Source organism: Ruegeria sp. BH6 (assembly GCF_056538105.1).
In genome coordinates this window covers 35,394-60,626 of the sequence record NZ_JBQFSR010000002.1, presented here as the reverse complement: position 1 = coordinate 60,626, position 25,233 = coordinate 35,394, and the positions used below count along the sequence as shown (strand labels likewise).

Below are 25,233 nucleotides of genomic sequence, written 5' to 3'. Positions count from 1 at the left end.
ACCGGCAGGTCCCGGATGGGACCGCTAACAGTCTCCCATCCACCAAAAGAATTGGGAGTTCACGAAAATGAAAAACAGCAGCAAGCTTAGCCTCGGCGCGGTCGTCACCGCGGCCCTTATGGCTCCGGCCGCGTATGCAGAGGAATTCATCACAATCGGCACCGGTGGTGTGACCGGTGTGTATTATCCGACAGGCGGCGCGATCTGTCGTCTGGTCAACAAAGGCCGCAAAGAGCACGGCGTGCGCTGCTCGGTCGAATCGACCGGTGGTTCGGTTTACAACATCAACACCATCCGCGAAGGCGAGCTGGAGTTTGGTGTGGCGCAGTCCGACTGGCAGTACCACGCCTTTAACGGCACCTCGAAATTCGAAGAGGCTGGTCCCTTCGAAGGTCTGCGCGCCGTCTTCTCGGTACACCCCGAGCCGTTCACCGTGGTTGCCCGTGCCGATTCCGGCATCACGAACTTTGAAGACATGAAGGGCAAGCGCGTCAACATCGGCAACCCCGGTTCCGGTCAGCGCGGCACCATGGAGGTCCTGCTGGGCGAAATGGGTTGGACCACCGACGATTTCGAACTGGCGACCGAGCTGAAGGCGGCTGAACAGTCTGCTGCTCTGTGCGACAACCAGATCGACGCGATGGTTTACACCGTTGGCCACCCCTCGGGTTCGATCCAAGAAGCCACCACCGCGTGTGATTCCGTGCTGGTGAATGTCAGCGGCGACGCCGTGGACAAGCTGGTTGGCGACAACTCGTTCTACCGCACCGCAACCATCCCCGGTGGCATGTATCGCGGTTCTGACGGTGACACCGCAACCTTTGGTGTTGGCGCGACTTTCGTGACCTCGGCAGACGTGTCGGAAGACGCGGTATATGCAGTTGTCAGCTCGGTCTTTGAAAACTTCGACGACTTCAAAAAGCTGCACCCGGCATTTGCAAACCTCAAGCCCGAAGAGATGATCGCGGACGGCCTGTCGGCTCCGCTGCATCCGGGTGCCGAGAAGTACTACAAAGAAAAAGGCTGGATTCAGTAAACCAGACCTGACGCAGGGTGCCCACGGGCGCCCTGCAACCTAAAGCCCGTAAAATAACGGGTGGTTCAAAAGGCCAAAATGGCCACGACGGGGAGACATTTGCATGAGTTCCGACACACAATCCAATCGTCCGCTATCCGAAGAAGAGCTGCAGGAACTGGTAGCCTCGTCCGATGCGGGTGGGCGTAATCCGGTCGGTAATGTCGGGATTTTTCTGGCCGTTGTGGCGGCGATATGGTCGATTTTTCAGGTGCTTTTAGCATCACCTATCGCCAACTATGTGTTGCCGGGCAGCGTCGTGAATAATGCACGTCAGTTTCATCTGGCCTTTGCCATGTTTCTGGCCTTTGCGGCCTATCCAGCGCTGAAGTCCAGCCCGCGTGACTATATCCCGGTTCAGGACTGGATAATGGGGGTCGCTGGCGCGTTTCTTGCGCTATACGGATACTTCTTCTACGAAAAGATCGTCGATGCGGGCGGTCTTGCTGATGACACTGACAAGTGGGTCGCATTGGCCGGCCTGCTGCTGTTGTTCGAGGCCGCGCGCCGTGCGCTTGGGCCTGCAATGGCCATTATCGCGACGATCTTTCTGGCATATGTGTTCTTTGGCTCATCTGAATGGGTGCCCGAGGTTATCCGCTGGAAAGGCGCAAGCCTGAAAAAGGCCATGAGCCACATGTGGATCACGTCCGAGGGCGTGTTCGGCATCGCCTTGGGTGTTTCCACCAAATTCGTCTTCCTGTTCGTGCTGTTCGGCGCCTTGCTCGACAAGGCCGGGGCAGGGAACTACTTTATCAAGATGGCGTTTGGTGCCCTTGGCCACCTGCGCGGTGGTCCGGCCAAAGCGGCGGTTGTGGGCTCTGCGGCAACCGGCCTGATTTCAGGTTCGTCCATCGCCAACGTTGTGACCACCGGTACCTTCACCATCCCGCTGATGAAGCGCGTCGGGTTCAGCAGTGAACAGGCCGGATCGGTCGAGGTTGCCTCCTCAGTTAACGGCCAGATCATGCCGCCTGTGATGGGCGCTGCGGCCTTCCTGATGGTGGAATATGTGGGCATTTCCTATGTCGAGGTGATTACCCACGCGTTCCTGCCAGCGGCGATTTCCTACATCGCGCTCGTCTATATCGTTCATCTTGAAGCGGTGAAGCGGAACATGCCCACACTGGGCGATCGCGACGTCCATCTGGCGCGCACTGTCGTTGGAATGTTGATGTTCTTCCTTGTGTTTGCGGGGCTTTGCTATGGCTCGCAATACCCGGTCGATGCGGTCACCAGCTGGGTGCCCTCGGCGGCCGGATTGGTCCTGAGCCTGATTGTCTGCGCGGTCTATGTGGTGCTGCTGTATCTGGCGGCTCAGGTGCCGGATCTGGAACCTGATGATCCGAATGCCAAAGAAGTAACGCTGCCGGTTATCGCCGATATCTATAAGGCCGGGCTGCACTATCTGCTGCCGATCATCGTTCTGGTTTATTTCCTGATGATCGAACAGAAATCGCCGGGTCTGTCGGCGTTCTGGGCCACGGCGTTGCTGTTCGTGATCCTGCTGACCCAAAAGCCCCTCAAGGCGATGTTCCGGGGACAGAGCAGTCTTTACAACAGTTTTATCGATGGTGTTGCCGATCTGTGGCAGGGCCTGATTGACGGCGCGCGCAACATGATCGGTATCGCCCTAGCGACCGCGACTGCAGGTGTCATCGTTGGCACGGTTACCCTGACTGGTGTCGGGCAGGTGATGGCCGATCTGGTCGAGTTCCTGTCGGGCGGCAACCTGATCCTGATGCTGGTGATGGTTGGCATCCTCAGCCTGATCCTGGGCATGGGCCTGCCGACCACGGCGAACTACATCGTTGTCAGCTCGCTGATGGCCGGCGTGGTTGTCGAACTAGGCGCGCAGAGTGGTCTGATCGTGCCGCTGATCGCCGTCCACCTGTTTGTCTTCTACTTTGGGATCATGGCGGACGTGACGCCGCCGGTCGGATTGGCAAGCTTTGCAGCGGCAGCCGTGTCAGGCGGCGATGCGATCAAAACCGGTTTCACCGCGTTCTTCTACAGCCTGCGCACCGTGGCACTTCCGTTTGTGTTCATCTTCAACACGGACCTGCTGTTGATCGACGTCACCTGGGTTGAAGGGATAACCGTCGCGATATTCGCAACCATAGCCATCCTTGTATTTACTGCGGGGACGATGGGTTATTTCGTGACGCACAGCCGTATTTACGAAAGCGTCGCGCTGATCTTCGTTGCCTTTGCGCTGTTCCGGCCCGACTTCTTCATGGATCGGCTTTCACCGCCCTATGCGTCGGTTGAACCGTCGGCCTTCGTTGAAACGATCGGGCAAACGCCGCCGGGAACAGAAGTCCGCCTTGTCGTTAGCGGCCCTGATTTTGACACTCTGGAGATGACGGACACTACGGTCGTAGTGCCGGTTGGCAGCGAAGAGGGTGGCGCCGCGCGTGTGGACGCCATGGGTCTGATGCTGATCGAAGAGGACGGTCTGGTCAAACTGGACGAACCGCTGTTTGGCACCCCGGTCGCGGATGAGTTGGATAACTTCGACTATTACGCGGATGACGCGGTGCGTCTGACCTCGGTCAGCCTGCCATCCAGTCAGCCGCCGAAGCAATTGATCTATATCCCGGCGATGATTCTGCTGGGGCTGATCGCTTTCCTTCAACGCGGCCGCGCCGCCAGACAAGAGGTGCCCGCATGACAAACTCTGTTCTTTGTGCCGTTGATATCAGCAATGGCGATCTGGACGTACATGTGTTGAAGACCGCGGCGGCTTTGGCTGAACAGGACAATGCGCAGTTGGACGTGGTGACTGTGTTGCCGGATTTTGGGGAAAGCTGGGTATCTGGCTTTTTCCAACCGGATTTCCACGAAAAGGCGCTGGATGAGGCGCATACCAAACTGACCGATATGTGTACGGCAACTTTGGGTGCAGAGCGGAACGAGAGAATCCGCCACGTCGTCGCCACCGGAACGGCCTATCAGGAGATCTTGAAGACCGCTGAAAGCGCGAACAGCGATCTGATCGTGATCGGCGCACACAAACCGGACCTCAAGGACTATCTTCTGGGTCCGAACGCGGCGCGGGTCGTGCGGCATTCGACGGTCTCGGTTTACGTGGTGCGCTAGTATCCGGTCATTTCAAGGTAGCCGCGCCCAGAGTGGCTGCCTGAGACCCTTACGGGGCCTTCCCAGTATTCGAACCGCGTCGCCATCCAGGCATCGGGTGTGATCGCCGATACGTCGACCTGTAAATCGCGATCAGGCAATGTCACGCGCCACTGGATGGGCACGTCCCGATCAGCGACTCGTGCCGTATCCAGCGGTGTGAACGAAACGGACCCGTCGGGCAGGGGCGTCGCGGTGCCATCTGCTGTGATCCAAGTGGCCGCTGTGAAATCCCCGCGCCCGCCGCGCAGGCGAAATGCCATCAGCTTATTGCCATCATCAAAGCTGAGCGAGAACCAATCCCATCCGCTTTGATCGGCAGCAAGAGGCTGGCTGGACCACTCACGATCCAACCAGCCCTGACCGGTGACAGCGACATCTCCATCGGGTAGGCGCAGTAAACCTTCGACGTCATAGAAGGGTTGAGAATAGTAATAGCTGGCCTGCCTATCGGCGGACTTGACCGAGTATCCGTCCTCTCCGTGAAACACCAGTGGACCTTGAGTTGTCAGGGTTAGGTCATAGGAAAATTCGGCGCCGCTCGCGGACAAGGACAAGGCGCGGGGATCAGGCCCGCGCATATGCCATTCGTCGATCCAGGCCTCGAATGGTTCGGCAGTCACCCCAGCCTGACCTATGCCGCCACGCGACAGGCGTTCGGCAAAATAATGCGCTTCCTCAGTCGTCACAGCAGCATGTCCCAACCACAGTTGAGGGCTTTGCCAACCTTCGGCCTCGGTCGGTTTCAGGGCGGATCGGAACAAGGTCCATTGAATGCCGTAGTCGCGCCCGTCTTCTCCGGTCAGGTTGGCAGTCAGATACCACCACTCGATCCGAAAGGACGGGTGCGGGCCGTGATCCCGCGGAAATTCGAACTGGTAGCCAGGCTTGGGGATGTCGAACCCGTCGGCTGACCCGCCCAGCCCGGCATAACCCTGCGCGTGCAAGGCAGAGGGCAGCAATAGGATCAGGACAAACAGCCAAGCTTTAACGTTCATTGGCAAATACCTTCAGAAGGTCGGCGGGTGGCAAACGCATCAAGCGCAATGCGGGCAAGGCTGCGGCGGCAAAGGCGGCAAACAGGGTCAGCACAAACAGATAGACCCAATCAGCAGGAAACAGAAACATCGGCAGTCGCCAGCCAAAAGCCTGTACGTTGATCACCACCAACAGCGCCCAGGCCAGAACCAACCCAAGTGGCAAGGCAAGCACGGCCGTCAACGCCGCCAGCAGCACACTGCGCAACACCTCTAGCCGTGCCAGGTGCGCGCGTGTCAGCCCCAACGCCCAAACCGGGGCAACCTGCGGCAGCCTCTGCGTCCACAATGTCAGCAAACTGGTCAGGATGGCAAATCCCGCCACCCCCAGTGTCAGTACGTTCAGTGCGGAAGTCACCACAAAGGTCTTGTCAAAGATCGCCAGCGATTGCGCTTTCATGGCGGCCTGTTGCACGACGGCCCGCCGAGGTAGGTCAAACTGGTCTCGCAACGCCTGCGTTACTTCGGTGGCGCGCTCGGGTGCAAGGCGGATACCGAACCGGCGGGTGTCAGCCCCCGGAGCAACTTGGTCAAGCTGCGGCATTGATACGATCGCCTGACCGGTCGGATTGCCGTAGTCCGAATAAACACCTGCCACGGTCAGCGCCTGCCCTGCATTCAGGGTCAGCGTATCCCCAGGCCATAAACCCGCACGGCGGGCGAGCTGTTCGTTGATTAAAACGGCCTCACCCGTCAGGACGCGATCCCAGACATCATCTGACGAGGCAATCAGAGGCCAGTGATCGCGGTAAGTCTGGTGGTCCACAATTCCGTATAAGAACAACGGCCCGGTCTCGTGGATCAGTTCAACGCTGCGGATTGGCAACACGGCGTCCACCTGCGGGCCTAGCCATTGGGCAATCTGTTGACCTTGTTGGTTGTCAGTGGCGGTCACGTAAACCTCGGACGTCAGGCGTTGATCCAACCAGCCAACAAAGGTGAGGCGAAAGCTTGAAACCATGGTTCCGACACCAATATTCGCGGCCAAAGCCAGCAGCAGTGCCATCAAAGCCAAAGACAGACCCGGTAATTGCGCCTGCATATCGGCCCAGACCCATTGTGCGATCGGCCCTCGGGCGCGCCGATGAAAACCCGACAGGGCGAGGGACAGAAGATAGGGCAGAGTCAGTGCCGCTCCGGTGAGAATGCCGCCGACCATCACAAACCCGGCAACCAACCCGTTAAAGGCAAGCCCTATGCCAAAGCCACCCCCGATCAGGGCCAGACCGATCAGGCCTGCGCTGCGTTGTCCCAAGGCTGAACCACGCCAAGCTTGAACTCCGGAACCAGTCAGCAAGGGCATGCGCGCCAATCGATACAAGGCGTGGCCACTGGCAAACATTGTGCCCGCTAATGCCATCGCCAACCCCGCCAGCGCCCATTGCGGTTGCAAGGACATTTGCCCGTCGACAGGTGCGCCGTAAAGCCCGCGCAAAGTGGCCGCGACGTCGGGCAGCAGCGCTCCGGCGAGAAAGAACCCAAGGATCAGGCCCAAGGTGCCGCCGATCAGGGCCAACGCGGTCAATTCAGCCATGATCACCCAGATCAAACGCCGCATTGAGACACCCAGAGCCCGTAGGGTGCGGATCATCGCCCTCCGTTGCGCAAAGGCCAGCCCGACGGTGCCATGAACAATAAAAAGACCGACGGCAAAGGACAGCAGTCCAAATGCGGTCAGGTTCAGGTGAAAACTATCTGTCAGACTGGCTGCATCCAACTGCGCCGAAGCTGCGATCCGTTCAAGTTCAGGTGCGATCTCGGATAGCGGAGGCACGCCAAGCGGCTGATCGGGCAGCACTATCATGCGCGAGATCTGCCCGGATTTGTCCAGAAGTGTCTCGGCAGCGCCGATATCGGTCAGGATCAGATCAGGCGGAACCGTGTCAGAGGTTAGAATCGGCGGCAGACCGCTTTGCCCGCGCAGCACCTGTGCAAGATCAGGCGCAGCCAGTAAGCGGCCCGGTGCGGTCAGCATGTCGGCCGGGTCGGGGGGCGTTTCGCTTTGCTCAATCTGGGTCACGGCGGGCAGGGCCGGGTAGGCGACCATGTCAACGCCCATCACCTGTACCGTGCGTCCCGAAATCTGCAGGGGGCCTTCCAAAACAGCTGCCACTTGCCAACCTGCACGGCGCAGCGCGACATAACGCTCAACCGGGATCGGGCCGGACGGGTCGCGCAGCTCATCAAACAGACCCAGCGCAAGCTGATCATTGGCCTGTTGATAGCTGGCGCGCGCCTCGGCATTGATGGCCTGCACCGCCGACCACAACCCGGTCGCCAACGCGATTCCAATCAACAGCGTTGCCAGTTGCAGCCAGTGACGTCGCCAATGCGACAGCAATGCCTGTATGATTGCCCCAGTCATGCGATATGGCCACCGGTCAGATGCGCCCGCCGATCCAGACGCGCCGCGATGTCTGGCGAGTGCGTAACTAACAGTAAGGCGGCACCTGTCTCGGCAACTAGCGAAAGCATCAAATCCAGCACGGTCGCGCTGGCGGTTTCGTCCAGATTGCCGGTTGGTTCATCCGCCAGCAACAGCTTTGGCCGGAGGGCCATGGCGCGGCCGATGGCTACGCGCTGTTGTTGACCGCCTGACAGGTTTTCAGGATAGCGCGTCAGCAAGTCGGACAAACCAAGCCGTTCAGCCAGTTGCGCGGTCCAGTCAGTGTCTTCACGGTTCGCCAATCGGGCGTGAAATGAGAGGTTCTGAGCGACCGTCAGCGATGGAATCAGATTGAATTGCTGAAACACCAACGACACGCTCTCACGGCGCACTGCGGCCCGACCACGGTCATCCAGCGAAGAAAGGGCGGTGCCGTCCAGCGTAATCTCACCGCCGTCAAAGCTGTCCAAAGCGGCAGCAAGGTTCAAAAGCGTGCTTTTGCCACTGCCGCTTTCACCGGTCAGAGCCAGCGTCTGACCTTGATCCAGCGTAAGCGACACATCCCGCAACACCGGCCGCCCGCCGGGATAGGATTTCTGGACCTTGTCGATATTCAGCAGCATGCAAACCCCTTGGACAGTGCCTGTCACAATGTGCAACGCCACCCCACAGAGTCCAGCGTCCGGGCGCAATCTTTTGCGATTGTCACAGCCTTGTTCTTTTTTGGTTAAGTCGCCATTGTGTCAGAACTTCTCCGGGCCGGGATACGAGTTTATGACACTAGCGCAGCAGATTGTTTGGGGCAGTATCTATCTGGGGATTTGCTTCCTAATCGAAATCATCCTTTTGACGTGGTGTACGCAGGTCATCCGGCACGCGGTACCCCGGCTTGAGAACACGAAACGGTTTCTTGCCATCGCCGGTCCCATCTGTATCGCGCTAGCATTCATCGTTGCAATTCACACGTTTCAAGTCTGGTTGTGGGCGATCGTCTGGGTGTTGGGGGATGTTCTGCCTGACTGGAATTCGGCCTTGTATTTCTCGTTGGTGACCTTCACCACCCTGGGGTACGGCGACATTGTGTTGGGTGAGCCACTGCGCATATTTGGCGCGTTTGCCTCGGTCACAGGTTTGCTGGCGTTTGGCCTGTCGACGGCCTTTATGGTTGCGCTGATGACCCAGGTTTTCAAAGAAGAGTTGATGTCCTAGAGGATGGGCGCGAACAAGCGCGCAAGTGGTGAGCCGAACCGAATATAGCCGGGTTGTTCGGGCAGTTTGCGGGTCAATTCATAACTGTTTTCAAAATCGTCGCGCAGCATTTTGTCCACTGCCTCAGCCGCGCGTTGGTCGAAAAACAGTGCCATGGCTTCGAAATTCAGCCGGAATGATCGGTTGTCCAGATTGGTCGTTCCCACAGCAGCCAGCGTGTCATCGACCACGAATGCCTTTTGATGCATGAACCCTTCGGTATACCGAAACACGCGCGCACCGCAGTCGCGGATTTCGTCGAAATAAGCGAAGGCAGCCAGCCAGGGCAGGCGGTGGTCAATCACCTCGGGTACAAGGATGCGCACATCGACACCTCGAAGGGCAGCGTGCTGCAGGGCCGTCATGACGTCGATATCAGGCACAAAATAGGGTGAAGCGATCCATATCCTTTCCTTGGCTGCGGTGATGGCCGAGAAAAACATCATCGCACCAGTTTCCGTGTCGTCCCCCGGACCGGTGGCGACCAGCAGGGCATTCATGTCCTGTTCGGATTCTGATCCGGCCCAGTTGAGCTGATCAATCAGATCTTCTTCGTGGGCCCAGTGCCAATCCTCGACAAAGATCAACTGTAATTGGCGGACGATATGGCCGGTCATTTTCAGATGTGTGTCGCGCCAATGGCCGAAATGTTTGCTCTGGCCTAGATACTCGACCCCTACATTGTGACCGCCAATAAAGCCCGTTTCACCATCAATGATTACGGTCTTGCGGTGGTTGCGATAGTTCAGCTGAAAGCGATATTGCGGTCCGCGCCGGTCGCGCGGGTTGGCAATCTCGATCCCGGCGGCGCGCAAGGTGTCAAGGTAGGCGGTTGGCAGACCATAACTGCCCACGGAATCGGTCATAAAGCGGACCGAGACACCACGCTCGGCTGCGGCAATCAGTTTGGACTGCAGCTGTTTGCCCAGGTCGTCATCGCGGACAATGTAGAACTGGATCAGGATATAATTTTGCGCGGCGTCGATTGCCTCGAAAATGGCATCGAACGTGGCCTTGCCGTCGATCAGCAAATTGGCACCGTTTCCACGCGATACTGGCAGATGCGCCAGAACCTCGAATGGCCGTGCGTTGAACGGCATCGAGCCGGGCTCGGGCATTGAAAAATCTGCAAAGCTTTTGATGCCTTCGACGACGCGTTCGCTGTGTTTTCGCGCAATGCGATACCCGCGAAATCGGTGGTGGCCCAAAAACAAATACATGGGTACGCCGAGCATCGGGGCTGAGATCAGAAACACCACCCAGCCAACCGCGCCCTGCGGTGTTCGGGCGGTCTGCGCCGCCCGTATGGCAAAGACCACAGCCGTCACGTACAGGACGAGGACGGCAGCGGAAACAAGTAATGTCCACATGAGGTTATCGTTCTCTGAGTGCCTTATTCCGACCCAGTGTAGATGCGATTCCAGTCTTGCGCCATATCCACGATGACCCAGCCCATATCGGGGCCTTTGTCCAACCCGTCGACCAGTTTTCCGATCGGGCTTTCACGGTCATAGGCCCATTCTCTTTCAGCGTCGGTGTGATGGATCAGGACGCCCAAACGCGGTCCGTGCCCGGCGGTTGTCCACTCGAGCATGGCAAAGTCCCCGTCCGAATTTCCACCGGCCAGAATGGGGCGCCTGCCAAGGGTGCGTTCGATATTGATCGGCTTGCCTTCCTTGTCGTCTATAAAAGCAATGCCGGGTGCCTTGATGATCGTGGGTTTGCCTTCGGCCGTTTCATAAGTGGTGGCAGTATAGGTGCCCAGTACCTGCTCTGGCGGCACGCCATAGGCGTCCTCGGCAAACACGCGCATGAAATGCAGCCCGCCGCCCGAAACGATGTAAGTGCGGAACCCTTCATCCCTGAGATAGCGTAGCAGTTCCACCATTGGCTGATAAGTCATCTGGTCATAGGGCAGCCCGGTATCGGGGTGACGCGCGGTGTCCAGCCATTTGGTGACCGAGGCCTGAAACTCTTCGACGCTGACCCCGGAATGCGAGGCATTCAGGACTTCGATCAAGGCCTCATGGCCGCCTTCCGCGATGGCCTCCATATCCCCCTTGGCCGCAGCTTCCAGTGTTGGGCTGGTCAGGATCGAAGGATCAACCGCGGCCATTTCGGCAAGGCGGTCCATGGCGAAGGTCAGTTGGAAATACACCGGCTGTTCCGCCCAAAGCGTCCCGTCATTATCGAACACGGCGATCCGGTCTGCTGGTGTCACGTAATCGGGATTGTCCGGATCGGTGACGGCGTCAACAAAAGCAACAATCTGATCCTTCGACGCAGAGGTTCCCCAACTGGGCAGCGGGTCGGCCAGGGCAATCGACGGGGCCATGAAAACGGCAGCAGCGAGAAGGGCGGTCTTCATGAGAAATTCCTTTTTCTTCAACGTGAAAAGGGCCGCCGTTGAACCGGCGACCCTAAGCTTGCGAGGGGCTTAGTTGTTGGTCGGCGTGACCAGTTTCTCCATCACCTGATCCAGATTAAAGCTTGCCGCTTTCTGGCGTGGCGGGAACTCCTGGAAGGTTTCCAAGAAAGACCCGACATATTGCTGTGCTGGCACCAGGAAATAAGCCCGGTCCAACAGCCAGTCATAGTAGGTGTTGGAGGTCCGATACGCGCGCTCATACGGATCACGGCGCAGGTTCACAATTAGCGGAATACGCAGTTCAGTCCAAGGCTCGATCCAGGCGCGCAGGGTGGCCCAGGCCTTCTGCTCTAGGAAGATCAACTTCCAATCGTCAAAACGCAGCGCGGTCAGGTCACCGTCATCCGAGAAATAGAAAATTTCACGTCGAGGGCTTTCCGTGGCCTCACCAGTCAGCAAAGGCAGGATGTTGTAGCCGTCCAGATGCACCTTGTAATCTCGGCCCATGCCGGAGGAGCTATAGCCAGCCTTCAGCTTTTCCTTGATCTCTGGATCACCAGCGACGGCCAGATAGGTCGGCAGCCAGTCCATGTGATGCACGATCTCATTGGTGACCGATCCAGCCTCGATCTGACCGGGCCAGCGCACCATCGATGGAACGCGCCATCCGCCTTCCCAATTGGTGTTCTTTTCGCCCCAGAACGGTGTCATGGCAGCATCCGGCCATGTGTTCATGTGCGGTCCGTTGTCGGTGGAATAGTGGACGATCGTGTTGTCTGCGATTCCAAGCTCATCCAGCAGGTCCAGCAACTGCCCTACATGCATGTCATGTTCAATCATGCCCGCAGTGTATTCGTCTGCAACGCCACCAATGATATCGTTCGCTTGCGCGCGCATCTCATCCTTGACGTGGGTGCGGAAATGCATCCGAGTGCCGTTCCACCAGACATAGAAGGGCTGGCCTTGCTCATGGGCTCGCTTGATGAAGTCAATTGCAGCGGCAACGGTCTCTTCGTCTACCGTCTCCATGCGCTTGCGGGTCAGGGGGCCGGTGTCTTCTATGGTGCCGTCCGCCTTGGATTTGATTACACCGCGCGGGCCATACGCTTCGCGGAAGGTGCGCCCATCGGCCAGAACCGCGTCGCCGGGATAGTCTTCATTTTCCGGTTCTTCCTCGGCATTCAGGTGATACAGGTTTCCGAAAAATTCATCAAATCCGTGATTTGTCGGAAGATGCTCATCCTTGTCACCCAGGTGGTTTTTACCAAATTGACCAGTGGCATAGCCGTGGTCCTTCAACAAGCCCGCGATGGTTGGATCTTCGACCTGCATACCCAGATCGGCACCCGGCAATCCAACCTTGGACAACCCGGTCCGGAATACTGATTGCCCCATGATATAGGATGACCGGCCCGCGGTGCAGGATTGCTCGCCATAATAGTCGGTGAAGATCATCCCTTCCTTGGCGACGCGATCGATATTGGGCGTCTGATACCCCATTAAACCCATCGTGTAGGCCGAAATATTGGACTGTCCAATATCGTCCCCCCAGATGACCAGGATGTTGGGTTTCTGTTCCTGCGCCCAGGCGGGAATTGCCAACGCTACGGCGAATGTAGCCACAGCAACCCGGCGCAAGCCTCTGCGCCAACTGTATGCAATCGAACGTGGTGGTGACATGATGTACTCCTGATTTGAAAGGGTCGAAAAAACCCGGAGGTGAAAATTAGTTGGAGGCTGGCTGTTTCAGCCAATAAGCTGCCAAGAAATGGTCGATTTCTGAACGGCGTTACATCACCCGTAGGGGAATCGAGCGTGCTCAGGTTAGGCGATCAATGAGATTGAAAACTCATCATATGATGATATTGAAAAATTCTAATGTTTGACAAAGCGAATAATATGAAACTCTTGCAGGGCGGAGGCTGGTTCAGCAGACGTTCGGCCGCATTTCAGCGTGATTTGTTGGAGTGCGGGGTCCCGAAAACCTATGAAGCCTGGGAAACGCTGTATCACCATGGCGATCCGTCCAACGGGGTCTTTGCTGTCCTCAGCGGTGGGGTGCAGATCACCGCTCCGGCGGATGACGGGCAGGAATTCGTTCTGCATCGCGAAGGCGCGGGGTTTTGGGTCGGGGATCTGGCGTTGTTTGCGGATGAAACGCGACTGGTCAGTGTCGTAACGACGCAAGAGACGCACGCATTGTATTTCCCAAATGGTCGCGTGACCAAGTTGGTTCAGTCCAAGCCTGACTACCTCCGGGACTTTTACGCGCTGACCCACGAGAATATGCAAACCGCCCTTCGGATCATGGCAAACCTGGCGGTCACGGGCAGCGAAAAGAGGTTAGTTCTTAGGCTGCTGCATCTGGATGAAGGCACCTCGAAATGTGATGGATGGATCGTCGTGTCACAGGAAGAATTGGCCGAGATGATCGCTGTGTCACAACCTACTTTGCATCGCAGCCTGCACCGCCTTGCTGATTTGGACTTGATTGAACTCGGTTATGGACGGGTGCGGTTGAAGAACAGACAGGCGCTGATCGCGAACTGCCAGACCTAAGCGTTAAGGGTTCAGCGGTGGAAGCGGTTGAGCCTGCGATTGTGGTGTTTCTGCAAGTTCCTTCATGGCCGAAATTGCAGCGGACCAATCCGGTGTTTTCTGATTGGTATCAGATGCATACCGTGCACAGCCAATCCTTGCCAACTGTGCCTCAAGTTCCCGATACCCTTGTGGATCACTGCTGCGAGTTTTCCAGGTTTCCAGCGCTGAATAAGCTGCGGACAAATCATGGGCCTTTAGCGCGCGTTGCAATTCCGCCAGAGCAAATGCAGGCGATGCGCGATATGCTTGGTGCCGCGCGTCTTTCCAAGTGCGAAAGCGCGGTGCGCACCAACGCAAAGTCGCCCAAATAACAATTGCCGCCAATCCCAACCAAAGCGCATATTCAACCATCCTGTCCGTCGTCAGAGGGTTCGACCTAGGCGCGGTGAGCGTCAGATCCACGCCCGGTACTTCCACGGTTTCGACCGCGTCAGTTGACAGATTGAACCACTGAAAAGACACGGGCGGCAGCTGCGCTTGGCCGCCATCTTGGGCAAGGTACACTACCTCTTCGACCCGTTGGCCGGACAGAATACCTCGATCCTCGGTTTCAGTTAAGCGTGGGTCCTTGGGGTAAGGGCGCAGCAGAGGTTCTTGATATTCAGGAATAAGTTTCGGAATAAGGATCGGGCTGGTGCCGGTGATACGTGCTGTTAACCGCCGTGTAATCGCATCTCCGGCCTGCATCTCAGTCACGCCCTCAACCTCTTGCTCCAATTCAAAACCCGTCGCGATGATCAGAGGGTTCAGATTGGCTGCACCGTCTGGGACAACAGCATTGATTGCGATCGGTGAAAGCGGGACCGAGACTTGTATTGGAGCATTCGTTTCAGGGTCGGCAAACGTCACCTTTATGTCGGTGACGCCAAGGCTGATTTGCCCGGCAAGCAGAGGGTAAATGCGATAGCTGCGCTGAACCCCGGACCAGGTTTCACCGTTCACGGGCTCACTGACGGGACCTGATGCGCGTTCAGGAAGCCGGACCAACAGGTTTTCCTGTTCCAGTGACGGGAAGACGGGAGGAGACGGCATGAACGTAGGAACCAGTACCTTGATGCGCACGATCCCCGGTTGCCCCACGATCACGTCTTCGGTCGGCGTCTCCACCGTCACTTGAGGTTGGATTGCAGTTGTTCCTTGCGAAAGCACTGCGCTGGGTAACAAAAGCAGCAGGAGGAGAAGGCGCTTCATTGCGTTCGCTCCTTATTTTCCAGCAAGAACCGATTGCGCAGAAAGTCCTGCATGTCTGTGTCGATGGCGCTGATCCATTGATCCGCGGAAAGAGGCTGGCTGCCGTCGGTTTGGGTTTGAATGGTTGTGTTTTCGCCCCGACCTGCGTCGTTGTCGAATACAGTGTCATCCGCGCCGATACCTGCCTCTTCACCGGTATCAGATTGTTCGCGAGTGGTTTCAACATAGTCCAAAATGGCTGTGGCAACTTCAAGATTATGTTGCGCATCCGGCCAGTTAGGGCGACGCACTAACGCAGTTTCAAAGGCCGAAATAGCTGGTCTGTATTCCCGGTTTCGGATGCGTGCCATTCCCTCGGCGAAGGCTGCTTCAGGTGTTTTAAGTTCCGCAAAGATCGCCGCGGCCTCGGGGTATTGGCCTGTTTTTAGACGAGCGTAACCTTCGTGATATGGGTCTTCGAACAACTCTGCCGCATCAGCAAAGCGCTTTTGGTTCATGGCGATCTGGCCTTGTTGGTCGGGGGTCAGGAACCAATCGCGCCATCCGTCGGCATTGGCCGGGCCAAACGGTTGAACAAGGAATAGCCCCAGCATGGCCCACCGAATGACCCAACCCCGCCTGAACCAAAGAAGGGACAACAGCGCAGCTGGCCAGGCCAGAATCCACCCTCGGTCTTGCCAATCAAGCCGGTCCTCGTCATCCAAAGCATCGACATAAGCTGTCTGTATTTGCCTCAGCAGTCGCGTGACATCCCGGTCATCAGTTGAAAACGGGACCACTTCGGCGTTTTTCAGGGTGTTGAGCTGAACGATTTCCTGGCTGTCAGGCAACATTGTCAGAAAAAACATCTGCGATGACGCGGTTTCGAATTCTGGAATCTGCGAGGGGTCTAGATCATCCAGAACAAACAGCACTGCGCCTGGTGTCTGACTTTCATCCAAGATGCTTTGCGCCAGTACTAAAGCGTCTCCTGCGGCATCTCCGGACTTTGGCATCACGGCAGGGGTCAGGCCCTCCAGCAATGGACGCAAGATGTTCGCATCCTCGGTCAGGGGTGCAACCCGGTGCGATGAGCCTGCATAGGCAATCAAAGCGGTCTGTGCGCCAGCCCGTGCGTTGATGATATCGGTGATCTTGAATTTCGCCCGTTGCAGCCGCGACGGGGTCAGATCGGTCTCTTCCATGCTGTCGGTAACTTTCAAGGCAATCACCAGGGGGGCCGTATCCGCGATCAGGGGGTTGGCCGCCCGCGTCCAGGTCGGACCAGCAGCGGCCAGCGTGAGTAGAACGGCGACGGTCATGGCAACGTCGATCGGATAGATCCGGCGGTTTGCTTCGGCACCTAACAAAAGTGCTTTAGCCAAATGTGGAGCTATACCAGCAGGCAGGTCAGATAGCCCCTTGCGTTTCGGGCGGATCGCCCACCACAGCCCTGCGATTGGGATTAGGAATAGAAGGTAAATTATTCTGAAAAAATGAAATTCAGTCACAGCGTCGATCATGTCGCTCTCCTGTGACGTTGTGCGAAATGAAAGCCGGTCGAACTGCAAAGAAAAACGATCAACGCCATCAGCAACGGGTAATGCGTCAGGCTTTCGCGTGGGCGGTAGCTTTGGGTTTCGACAATTCTGGGGTTTTGTTCATCAATTCGCTGGTATGTGTCGCTCAGCGCGGCCTGATCGTTGGCAAAGAAATACTGGCCACCAGTACGATCCGCGATGGCTTGCAGCGCGTCCAGATCCACACGGTCTTCGCCAGTGGCGTCAGGATCACCAACGCCGATGGTATAAATGACCACACCATTATCCGCAGCGATGGCTGCAGCGTTGGCGGGCGTCATGCGGCTGGACGTATCCGCGCCGTCGCTGAGTACAATCATCAAACGCTGATCTACCTCGCTTGAGTCAAAGGTACGTATTCCAAGCCCGATCGCATCACCCAAAGCCGTATTCGGACCCGCCATGCCGACTTGAGTTTGATCCAGGAACCCATTCAAACTATTAAGATCTTCGGTAAATGGTGCCTGTACGAAGGCGCGGGTACCAAAGATAATAAGCGCCATCCGGTCTCCCTGACGCTCGGCAATAAATGCGCGCAACACGTCTTTGACAGCAGCAAGGCGCTGCTTGGGCGCCCCATCTGTGGATTGGAAATCGCGCTGATCCATCGACCCTGAGATGTCGAGAGCCAACACAACGTCCCGCGCAGATTTTTCGACGACAATAGGATCAGCCAGTTTTTCAGGACGAGCAAGGGCTGTAACAAGCAGCAGCCAGATCAAGGTTGCCACGAATGCTTGCAGCATTGACCGCTGTGAGATCATAGACCCCGATTGCGGATCAGCCCCTGCAGCCTTGGCGACATGGCGGAAAAACGGGATGCGAATTGCGCTGGTCTGTTCGCGATGCGGTGGAACAAACCAATAGACCAACAGCGGCAAGGGCAACATCAGAAAAACCCAGGGCGCGGCGAATGAAATCATCTGCGCCCTCCTTCAGGTTTGTGGCTTTGTATCCAGACCCGTGCCATATGTGACAGTTCCGGACTTGATGGGCTTATTCTGTAGGGCCCTTCGAGTAGTAGGCGAGATGTCGGAGAGGAAACTGGCATTTTTTCAGCAGTTTGCTGTAGAAAGTTTAGCCACTCTTGCCCATGCAAACTGGCAACCTTCGCGCGTGGATATGCAACAAGTGCCGTACGGCGTAAAATCTCTGCGACTTTTGCAGGGTCATCGTTCGCGGCTTGTAGATCGGCAAGTGCGGCGCGTCGGTATGCGTTGGATCGCTGATGTCCGCGAAACAAATGAAGTCCCACAACAATGACTGCCACTACAATGACTGCAAGAGCCAGCCAACCCCAGGTCTGCGGTGTCATTGGAATTGGTTCGGGCACGGGCGCGGGCACCAGCATGTCGAGCAGCTCGACGAGGGATTTGCCGTCCACCTCGACGCTCATGTCCGTCCTCCGGTATGGCCGAACAATTTCAGCAATTGATCAAGGGCCGGCTCGGACGTTGTCAGCGGGACAATCGGGAAGCCATAGCGCCGTGACCAGAGTTGCAATTGCGCCAACCTATTATCCATTGCAGCCTTGATACGGCTGGACAGGTCCGGGTCGGAACTGTCGAGCTCGATTTGTTTCGTCCCATCCGAAACTGTCATCTTCAAGCCTGCGGTCAGTTGATGCGCACTAGGGTCGGAAATATTGAACAGAATAAGGTCGTTGGATTGCGCTAAGCGGCTCAGCAGGCGTTCTGATGCCCTGTCCAGACCATCGAAATCCGAAAACACACAGATCAACGCGTTGGTATGTGCAATACCGACTGCCTGTCTCAGCACGTCATTCAGCGCGATGGTCGGTTTGGGACGCAAGGACGCGTTCAAATCGCCATTCAACGCAGCGACCGACGATAAGAACCGCGTTAAGGCAGCAGCGCGGCGTTGCGGGCGGTGTTCGGCCAGATCAGTGTCGCCGAAGACGATGCCGCCGACACGGTCACCTTGCGACAGGACGCGATGGGCCGCAATCGCGGCGGCCTCGGCGGCGATGACTGATTTCATATACACTTCGGTACCGAAAAACATCGAAACGCGTTGATCAACCAGCAGCAGGGCAGGGCGATCCCGTTCTTCGGTATAGACCCTAACATGAGGTTTTCCGGTGCGCGCCGTCACTTTCCAGTCGATAGTCCTTATGTCATCGCCGGGGAGATAGCCGCGCAATTCTTCGAAATTCAGACCGCGCCCTCGCAGCCGCGACGCATGACGGCCATTCAGGATTGAACGCGCAGGTTGTCTCGGCAAAAGGCTGAGCGCGCGCGACTTCGCGCCAAGCCGCAACAGGTGTTGGGCATCCACATGAATGCGTGGGTCATTAGGATATGTGGCGGTCTGGGCCACGAACTTCTCTCCGATCAATCAGGGCAGCGCCACTAGGCGCAGGATTTCCGTTATCACGTCATCCGGTGTTTTGGCGCTTCCTTGCGCTTCAAAGCTAAGCGTGATGCGGTGGCGGAACACGTCGTGGGCAACGGCGCGAATATCCGCGGGGTCCACATAATCGCGTTCATTCATCCAGGCATGCGCGCGTCCGCACTTGTCCAGCGCAAGCGAGGCGCGCGGACTGGCGCCAATTTCAATCCAACTGGCCAACTCATCGCTGAACTTCTCGGGTGTGCGGGTCGCCTGCACCAAATCAGCCATGTATCGATCCATTGCGTCGGACACATGAATTTGCCCTATCTCGAGCCGTGCCTGAAAAACGGCGTCTTGCGGGATCGGGGTTCGGGTCTTTCTGAAAACGCCGGTCCCGGCGGCGACCTCTTCACCGCGCACCAGCCGTATAACCTCTACCTCGTCTTCGACCGGGGGGTAGGTGATCTGAACGTGCATCAGGAACCGATCCATCTGCGCTTCGGGCAGGGGATAAGTGCCCTCTTGCTCAATCGGGTTTTGCGTAGCCATCACGATGAACAAAGGCTCCATTTTGTGTGTGGTGCCTGAAACGGTGACTTGCCGTTCCTCCATCGCCTCCAACAGCGCGGCTTGGACTTTGGCAGGCGCGCGGTTGATTTCATCGGCCAGCACGATGTTGGCAAAGATCGGGCCAGGATCGAACCGGAACGTGCCGCCGTCACTGGTTTGTTGGAATACTTCGGTGCCGGTTACGTCGGATGGCAGCAGATCTGGTGTGAATTGAATCCGGCTGAATTCTGCATCAAGATTGCGCGCCATGGCTTTGACCGCACGAGTTTTTGCCAGACCCGGCAGACCTTCGATCAATAGGTTTCCGTTCGCCAGCAATCCAATTAGCAGCCGGTCAATTACCTCGACTTGCCCGATAATTGACTTGCCCATGCGAGCTTTGAGATCATTTATCTGATTAAGTGCATTCATTTATTTGGTCCAATCGTGGCCAGATGTCAGAAAAAGACATATCAGGTCTGCGCCGAAGCGGAATGGTCAGGAATATTTAATAATGATCGAAGGTTAGCAGCGTTATCGCCACCAATCCACTATGAAATCCGGGCCGCTAATTGTTGCAGGTCGTTCTGCAATTCGGGGCGAATATCGCCGTGGTTCGGCGTGTCGCACAAGGTTTCGAACCAGTGTCGCGGAGGGCGTTTTCCAGCCGCGCGGCTCCAGGTCAGGTCACCCAGCACCGATCGCGCTTTGGCATTCAGTGTCTCGGGTATGTCGATCTTGTTCAGGGTCGCCCAAACGCCGCTCCACAGCCGTGCGACGGACCAGGGGTTATATCCGCCGCCGCCCAGGACCAACAGTCGGGGCGCCATTTCGCGCAGGTTGGCAACAGCCCGCCAGTGGGCGTTGTTCGTTAAAGTCAGACGCGACAGCGGGTCCTCGGCCACGGCATCCGCGCCGCATTGCATTACGATGGCCTGTGGTCGAAATGATGCGGTCGCGGGTAGGATAAGTTGATCAAGAATGGCATCGAATTCGTCATCATTGAGATTTCGCCCAACTGGAAGGTTGAACGCGGCCCCACCTGCGTTGTCGGTCAAAGTTCCGCTGAACGGCCAACGCCGCGCTTCGTGAACCGAGATCACGCGAACCTTAGTTGAACCGTGAAAGGCGGCCTCGACCCCGTCGCAATGATGCGCATCGATATCAACATAGACAATCCGGTCGAGGCCGTTCTTCAGCAAGGTCAGGATCGCCAAAACCGGGTCGTTCAGATAACAAAACCCGTTGGCGCGGTTCGGCAGGCCGTGATGTGTGCCGCCGGCCGGGCTGTAGATGATGCCTCCATCACGGATCAGCTCTGCGCCCAACATTGACCCACCAGCGGCGGTGGCGGGACGTCTATACATTTCTGTGAATACTGGGTTCGACAATGTGCCCAGCGCGTATTTCGCCCGCGTTTCATCTGATACGGCCTGATCCCGCTCAGCCTGTTGCAACGCTTCGATATAATCGGGTGTATGAAATGCGTGAAGTGCAGCAGGTTTTGCGCACGGGCTGACGCGATAGTTCGAACTCGTCAACCACCCTAGCGCCCGGCACAGATCCATTACAGTAGACACGCGCGGAATGGCCAGCGGGTGTTTTGAACCATAGGTCGAGCTGCGATAGATCTCGGATCCGATGAACAGGGGCGCAGGCATCGTCTAGCTAGCGACACCATGGCGGATGTCTTCCCCCAGCCTTCCGTCCAGAGACATCAGGATCGCAATCGGACGCAGGGCCGGAATATGGCTAAAGACGATCAGGATGCAAACGGTGAGCGGCACGCTGAGGAACGCCCCGATCAAACCCCAGATCGTGGTCCAGAACATCAGCGCCAGAATGACCAGAAAAGTGGACATGTTCAGCGAACGTCCCAGCAGCGCGGGGTCCAGAAAGTTGCCGATCAGGAATTGAAGCGTGCCGCAGCCCAAGATGATCATCAGGAATGGTCCGATGCTTTCAAACTGCACTAACGCGATCAGGGATGGGAAGATCACCGCGATGATCGAGCCGATGGACGGGATGAAGTTCAGCGCGAAGGTCAGGACGGCCCAGGTCTCGGCGAATTCCAGTCCAAGTATCTTGAAGACTGAGTAGCTGATGCTTGCTGTGATCAGGCTGATCAGTGTTTTCACCCCGACATAGCGTTGCAGGCTGAACGAGATCGCATCCAGAATGGCAGCGAATTCGATACCCGTTTTGGGATCGCCCGCGGCCAGTTGAATCTTTTTGCGAAAGGCCAATCGTTCGGCCATCAGGAAGGCGACATAAAGGCTGATCAGGAAAAACTGGTTCAGCAGGGATGTAGCGCTGCCCAACAGAACGCGCGCGATATAAGACATGTCGATGTTGATCAGGTTGTCGCGGATAAATGTGGTCACGTCATTGCCAACCCAACCGGTGACGCGGTTGACCGTCTCGTCGAATTGGTTTTCGTAAGTGCCGATCGTGCGGGCGAATTGGGTGGCCTGACTGCCCAAAATATACATGATCACGAACAACCCGGCCAAAACGACGGTGACACCGGCCACATTGGCCAACCACACCGGCATGCGGGTCAGTGCGATGATCCGGTCGCTCAGTGCGATGATCAGGACATTGACCAGCAAGGCCATTGTCAGCGGGATCAGAAACGCGGAACCAGCGTATAGCCCCAGCACCAGCAGCGTTGCCACAATCGACACGTCGCGCACAACGGAAAGCTTCAGCTTTGTCGGTGTTGTGGTTTCGTCATTGTCCAGTGTCATAGCTTGGCCTGTCTCGGGAACTGTCCTTAGCGCGTATAGCGATCCTGCACAGCAGAGCCGGATTATGCAATGCGTCCAAACCTTTGTCTGAGATTATTTGGGTAGTTCGCGGGATTGCCGGTTCTTTGGGTGCCACAGGCAGGTTAGGCTTTGGGAATGAACGCGCGTGTGATTCCTTATTTGAGCCGACCGGTTCGGGCACTTTGGGTGGCTATTGTCCGCTTTGACGCCAAGAACGGCTTCGTCATGAGCAGCCATGTCGCCATGTCTCTAATGTTGGCGCTTTTTCCGTTTGCCCTGTTTACCGTGGCTTTGGCAGGTTCACTGTCACAGGATTACGTCACTGACGAATTGATCGAGCTGATTTTTGGTGCCTGGCCAAAAGATGTGGCCGGGCCGATTGTGGCTGAACTGCGCTCGGTCCTGACGGAATCTGGTTCAGGGGTAATCACTTTGGGCGGTTTGCTGGCGGTGTTTTTTGCCTCAAACGGGGTATTGGCCGTGCGCAAGGCCATGAATCAAGCCTATCACGACCACGACAGCTGGCCGTTTTGGAAAACGCGGCTGTTATGTCTGGTGCTGGTGATTGTTGGTGGTCTTACAATCATGATCATAGCGGCGGTCGAAGTGGTTCTGCCAGTCTATACGCAGTTGGTGTCCGAGAAGACGGATGTGAACGTGTCCGATTGGTTGTCGGTGGATCGTCTGCGCTGGACTTTCACGGTAGCCGTTCCCGCAGGTGTTGTTGTCCTGGCACATCTGGTCTTGCCAACGGGACGGCACAAGCTGCGCCAGATTCTGCCGGGCGTTGTGCTGACGCTTGCCCTTTGGGCTGCGGGAGGTTGGGGGTTTTCGGTTTATATCGCGCAGTTCGCCTCGTACAGCGCCACTTACGCAGGTTTGGCCGGGGCGATGGCCGCGCTGATCTTTCTGTATCTGTGTGCCGCGATGCTGATCCTGGGCGCCGAATACAACGGGGCGTTAATGGATATGCAGGATGAACTGGGCGGGCAGGCGGCGTGAGAACAGCAATTTTTCTTTTCGGGCTGCTGGCACCGGTTTACGCATTTGCTCAGTCGCCCGAGTATGTCGGCTCGGACCAATGTATCGCGTGCCACAAGGCTGAGGCCGAGGCCTGGTCTGCATCCCATCACGCTTTGGCCTGGACCAAAGTAGAAGACGGGCACGTCGCGGCTGATTTTGATGGAACGCGGTTTGATCATGACGACATGTCTGTCGAGTTCAGCCAGACAGGCGATATGGTGCAGGCCCGTGTGACCGAAAAGGATGGCACTACAACCCTTTACGATCTGCATTCGGTGGTCGGTATTGAACCGTTGCAGCAATACCTGTTCGAAACCGAATCCGGTCGTTTGCAGAGTTTCGATGTGGTTTGGGATACGGACGAACAACGCTGGTATCACCTCTATCCCGATCAGGATCTTCCGCCGGATGATGGGTTGCACTGGACCGGACCATATAAAAATTGGAATGCCCGGTGCGCCGAATGCCACGCGACAGGGTTTGAAAAGAACTACGATGGGCAGACCCGCAATTACAGCTCAGTTCAGGCTGAGATTGGGGTCGGGTGCGAGGCCTGCCATGGCCCATCCTCGGCCCATATCGACTGGACGCAAGGAGAAAACATCAGCGCTGATCTGAGCGCGTTTGGGTTCACCATGGATTGGGGAAAAGGCCAGACTGAGGCGGAAATCCAGCAATGCGCCGGTTGTCATTCCCGGCGTGAAGCACACGGCGATGGAAACCCGGTGCCGGGAACGCCCTATCATGACGCTTATAACCTGTCGGTGCTACGCCCAGGTCTCTATCACCCTGACGGCCAGATTTTGGACGAGGTCTACGTCTACGGTTCATTCCTGCAGTCCAAGATGTATGCGCAGGGCGTCGGTTGTATGAATTGCCACGACCCGCACAGCGCCGAGCTGAAGGCCGAGGGAAATGGCGTGTGTACCCAGTGCCATTCCCCGGCGGGAAATCCAGTTTTCCCGACCCTGACGGCCAAAGATTACGATACACCGGCGCATCATCATCACCCGGACGACAGCGCAGGCGCCCAGTGCGTATCCTGTCATATGATCGAGCGGGTATATATGGGTGTCGATTGGCGACGCGATCACAGCTTTCGCATCCCGCGCCCTGATCTGGGGTTGGGGCAGGACGCCTGTACCGATTGCCACCAATCCGAAGATCAAGCCTGGGCCGCGGGACAAATCCAAGGGTGGTTTCCTGACTCCACCCAACGTCGTGAGCATTTCGGGACGACGTTTCAGGTGGCTCTGACCGGGCAGGCTGACGGGCCAGAGGCTTTGCTGGAAATAGCGACTGACCCGAACATGGCTGGCATCGTGCGCGCCACGGCGGCGTATCTATTGCAGCCCTTCGCCTCGCCCGAGGTTGCGGCAAAAACGGCACCATTGTTGTCGGACACTAACCCCTTAGTGCGCGCCAACGCAGCACCGTTGCAACGTGAGGCAGCGCTGCCAAACCGGGTGGGGCGGTTGGAACCGTTGCTTTCTGACCCGATGCGCAACGTGCGTATTTCGGCAGCCAAAGAGTTCCTGAACATCCCAGCTCAGGCGCTGACGCCAGATCAGCAAACACAAGTTGCGCAGAGCATGGCCGAATGGCAGGGTGCAATCGGGAACCGGCTGGATTTCCCTGAAACCCATCTTGTTTTAGGTGGAATGGCGTTGACGTTCCGCAACGCACCTGCGGCTGAGCTAGCCTTTCGCGAAGTTGTCACCCTGGACCCACAGCGCGCCGAGGCCTGGCCAATGTTGGTGCAGTTGGCGCAGATTAATCGTGGGCTACAGGCCGCGCGCACCGTACTGCAAGAGGGGCTAGACATACTGCCCGAAGATCCGGGATTGCTGCAGCTCAAGGCTCAGCTGACCCCGTAAACCGGCATGGCGTGGCCCGGATTTTGCCACGTTCCCGACTAATTATTGGGTT

21 protein-coding genes are annotated in these 25,233 nt (G+C 57.1%); 7 read left to right on the top strand and 14 right to left on the bottom strand.

Annotation, left to right across the window (positions count from 1 at the left end):
• The first annotated feature begins 67 nt into the window (after positions 1–67).
• From ACR0B8_RS05490 to ACR0B8_RS05480, 3 genes are all read left to right on the top strand, one after another.
• The gene (locus ACR0B8_RS05490) at positions 68–1,036 is read left to right on the top strand and encodes a TAXI family TRAP transporter solute-binding subunit (protein ID WP_170348796.1); all 969 of its coding nucleotides are present in this window, start codon (positions 68–70) and stop codon (positions 1,034–1,036) included.
• Positions 1,037–1,139: 103 nt separating this feature from the next.
• The gene (locus tag ACR0B8_RS05485) at positions 1,140–3,749 is read left to right on the top strand and encodes a TRAP transporter permease (RefSeq protein ID WP_170358590.1); all 2,610 of its coding nucleotides are present in this window, start codon (positions 1,140–1,142) and stop codon (positions 3,747–3,749) included.
• Positions 3,746–4,177 carry a universal stress protein gene (locus ACR0B8_RS05480; RefSeq protein ID WP_170348794.1) on the top strand — a complete coding sequence of 144 codons (432 nt, stop codon included), beginning with the start codon at positions 3,746–3,748 and terminating at the stop codon, positions 4,175–4,177. The genes ACR0B8_RS05485 and ACR0B8_RS05480 overlap by 4 nt, the downstream gene beginning before the upstream one ends.
• Here the strand turns inward: ACR0B8_RS05480 and ACR0B8_RS05475 are convergent.
• The 3 genes from ACR0B8_RS05475 to ACR0B8_RS05465 are packed head-to-tail and all read right to left on the bottom strand — an operon-like array spanning position 4,174 to position 8,262.
• The gene (locus ACR0B8_RS05475) at positions 4,174–5,214 is read right to left on the bottom strand and encodes a lipocalin-like domain-containing protein (RefSeq protein WP_170358588.1); all 1,041 of its coding nucleotides are present in this window, start codon (positions 5,212–5,214) and stop codon (positions 4,174–4,176) included. The genes ACR0B8_RS05480 and ACR0B8_RS05475 overlap by 4 nt on opposite strands.
• Entirely contained in the window at positions 5,204–7,618 is a 2,415-nt protein-coding gene (locus tag ACR0B8_RS05470) for an FtsX-like permease family protein (protein WP_480658200.1), read from the bottom strand. The genes ACR0B8_RS05475 and ACR0B8_RS05470 overlap by 11 nt, the downstream gene beginning before the upstream one ends.
• Positions 7,615–8,262 (bottom strand): ABC transporter ATP-binding protein, encoded by a 648-nt coding sequence (locus ACR0B8_RS05465; protein WP_226688416.1) that lies wholly within the window; start codon positions 8,260–8,262, stop codon positions 7,615–7,617. Before ACR0B8_RS05465 ends, ACR0B8_RS05470 begins: the two co-directional genes overlap by 4 nt.
• Before the next feature lie 151 nt (positions 8,263–8,413).
• Here ACR0B8_RS05465 and ACR0B8_RS05460 point away from each other — a divergent pair, with 151 nt between their 5' ends.
• Entirely contained in the window at positions 8,414–8,848 is a 435-nt protein-coding gene (locus ACR0B8_RS05460) for an ion channel (protein WP_170348790.1), read from the top strand.
• Here the strand turns inward: ACR0B8_RS05460 and cls are convergent.
• From cls to ACR0B8_RS05445, 3 genes are all read right to left on the bottom strand, one after another.
• Positions 8,845–10,257 (bottom strand): cardiolipin synthase, encoded by a 1,413-nt coding sequence (gene cls / locus ACR0B8_RS05455; RefSeq protein ID WP_226688417.1) that lies wholly within the window; start codon positions 10,255–10,257, stop codon positions 8,845–8,847. The genes ACR0B8_RS05460 and cls overlap by 4 nt on opposite strands.
• A 23-nt stretch (positions 10,258–10,280) precedes the next feature.
• Complete coding sequence (locus ACR0B8_RS05450; RefSeq protein ID WP_226688418.1) at positions 10,281–11,255, bottom strand: HAD family hydrolase; 975 nt, start codon at positions 11,253–11,255, stop codon at positions 10,281–10,283.
• A 69-nt stretch (positions 11,256–11,324) separates the two neighbouring features.
• Complete coding sequence (locus ACR0B8_RS05445; RefSeq protein WP_174820415.1) at positions 11,325–12,935, bottom strand: arylsulfatase; 1,611 nt, start codon at positions 12,933–12,935, stop codon at positions 11,325–11,327.
• Between the two features lie 219 nt (positions 12,936–13,154).
• Here ACR0B8_RS05445 and ACR0B8_RS05440 point away from each other — a divergent pair, with 219 nt between their 5' ends.
• Positions 13,155–13,814, top strand: a complete 660-nt coding sequence (locus ACR0B8_RS05440; protein WP_480658202.1) for a Crp/Fnr family transcriptional regulator — start codon at positions 13,155–13,157, stop codon at positions 13,812–13,814.
• Positions 13,815–13,817: 3 nt separating this feature from the next.
• Here the strand turns inward: ACR0B8_RS05440 and ACR0B8_RS05435 are convergent, their stop codons facing one another.
• The 8 genes from ACR0B8_RS05435 to ACR0B8_RS05400 form a co-directional block, all read right to left on the bottom strand.
• On the bottom strand, positions 13,818–15,047 hold the full coding sequence (locus tag ACR0B8_RS05435) for a hypothetical protein (RefSeq protein WP_480658204.1): 1,230 nt from the start codon (positions 15,045–15,047) through the stop codon (positions 13,818–13,820).
• Complete coding sequence (locus tag ACR0B8_RS05430; protein WP_226688421.1) at positions 15,044–16,549, bottom strand: VWA domain-containing protein; 1,506 nt, start codon at positions 16,547–16,549, stop codon at positions 15,044–15,046. Before ACR0B8_RS05430 ends, ACR0B8_RS05435 begins: the two co-directional genes overlap by 4 nt.
• Positions 16,546–17,529, bottom strand: a complete 984-nt coding sequence (locus ACR0B8_RS05425; RefSeq protein WP_480658206.1) for a vWA domain-containing protein — start codon at positions 17,527–17,529, stop codon at positions 16,546–16,548. Before ACR0B8_RS05425 ends, ACR0B8_RS05430 begins: the two co-directional genes overlap by 4 nt.
• Positions 17,526–18,002 carry a DUF4381 domain-containing protein gene (locus ACR0B8_RS05420; protein WP_480658208.1) on the bottom strand — a complete coding sequence of 159 codons (477 nt, stop codon included), beginning with the start codon at positions 18,000–18,002 and terminating at the stop codon, positions 17,526–17,528. Before ACR0B8_RS05420 ends, ACR0B8_RS05425 begins: the two co-directional genes overlap by 4 nt.
• Entirely contained in the window at positions 17,999–18,946 is a 948-nt protein-coding gene (locus ACR0B8_RS05415; protein ID WP_226688424.1) for a DUF58 domain-containing protein, read from the bottom strand. The genes ACR0B8_RS05420 and ACR0B8_RS05415 overlap by 4 nt, the downstream gene beginning before the upstream one ends.
• An 18-nt stretch (positions 18,947–18,964) precedes the next feature.
• A complete protein-coding gene (locus tag ACR0B8_RS05410; protein ID WP_170358568.1) occupies positions 18,965–19,942 on the bottom strand; it encodes an AAA family ATPase in 978 nt (325 codons plus the stop codon).
• Positions 19,943–20,061: 119 nt separating this feature from the next.
• Positions 20,062–21,171 (bottom strand): acetoin utilization protein AcuC, encoded by a 1,110-nt coding sequence (locus ACR0B8_RS05405; RefSeq protein WP_170358566.1) that lies wholly within the window; start codon positions 21,169–21,171, stop codon positions 20,062–20,064.
• 3 nt (positions 21,172–21,174) lie between these two features.
• Positions 21,175–22,260, bottom strand: a complete 1,086-nt coding sequence (locus tag ACR0B8_RS05400; protein ID WP_170348779.1) for an AI-2E family transporter — start codon at positions 22,258–22,260, stop codon at positions 21,175–21,177.
• 156 nt (positions 22,261–22,416) lie between these two features.
• Between ACR0B8_RS05400 and ACR0B8_RS05395 the strand changes: the two genes are divergently transcribed.
• Positions 22,417–23,283 carry a YihY/virulence factor BrkB family protein gene (locus ACR0B8_RS05395; protein WP_170358564.1) on the top strand — a complete coding sequence of 289 codons (867 nt, stop codon included), beginning with the start codon at positions 22,417–22,419 and terminating at the stop codon, positions 23,281–23,283.
• On the top strand, positions 23,280–25,181 hold the full coding sequence (locus ACR0B8_RS05390; protein ID WP_480658211.1) for a multiheme c-type cytochrome: 1,902 nt from the start codon (positions 23,280–23,282) through the stop codon (positions 25,179–25,181). The genes ACR0B8_RS05395 and ACR0B8_RS05390 overlap by 4 nt, the downstream gene beginning before the upstream one ends.
• Positions 25,182–25,233: the final 52 nt, after the last annotated feature.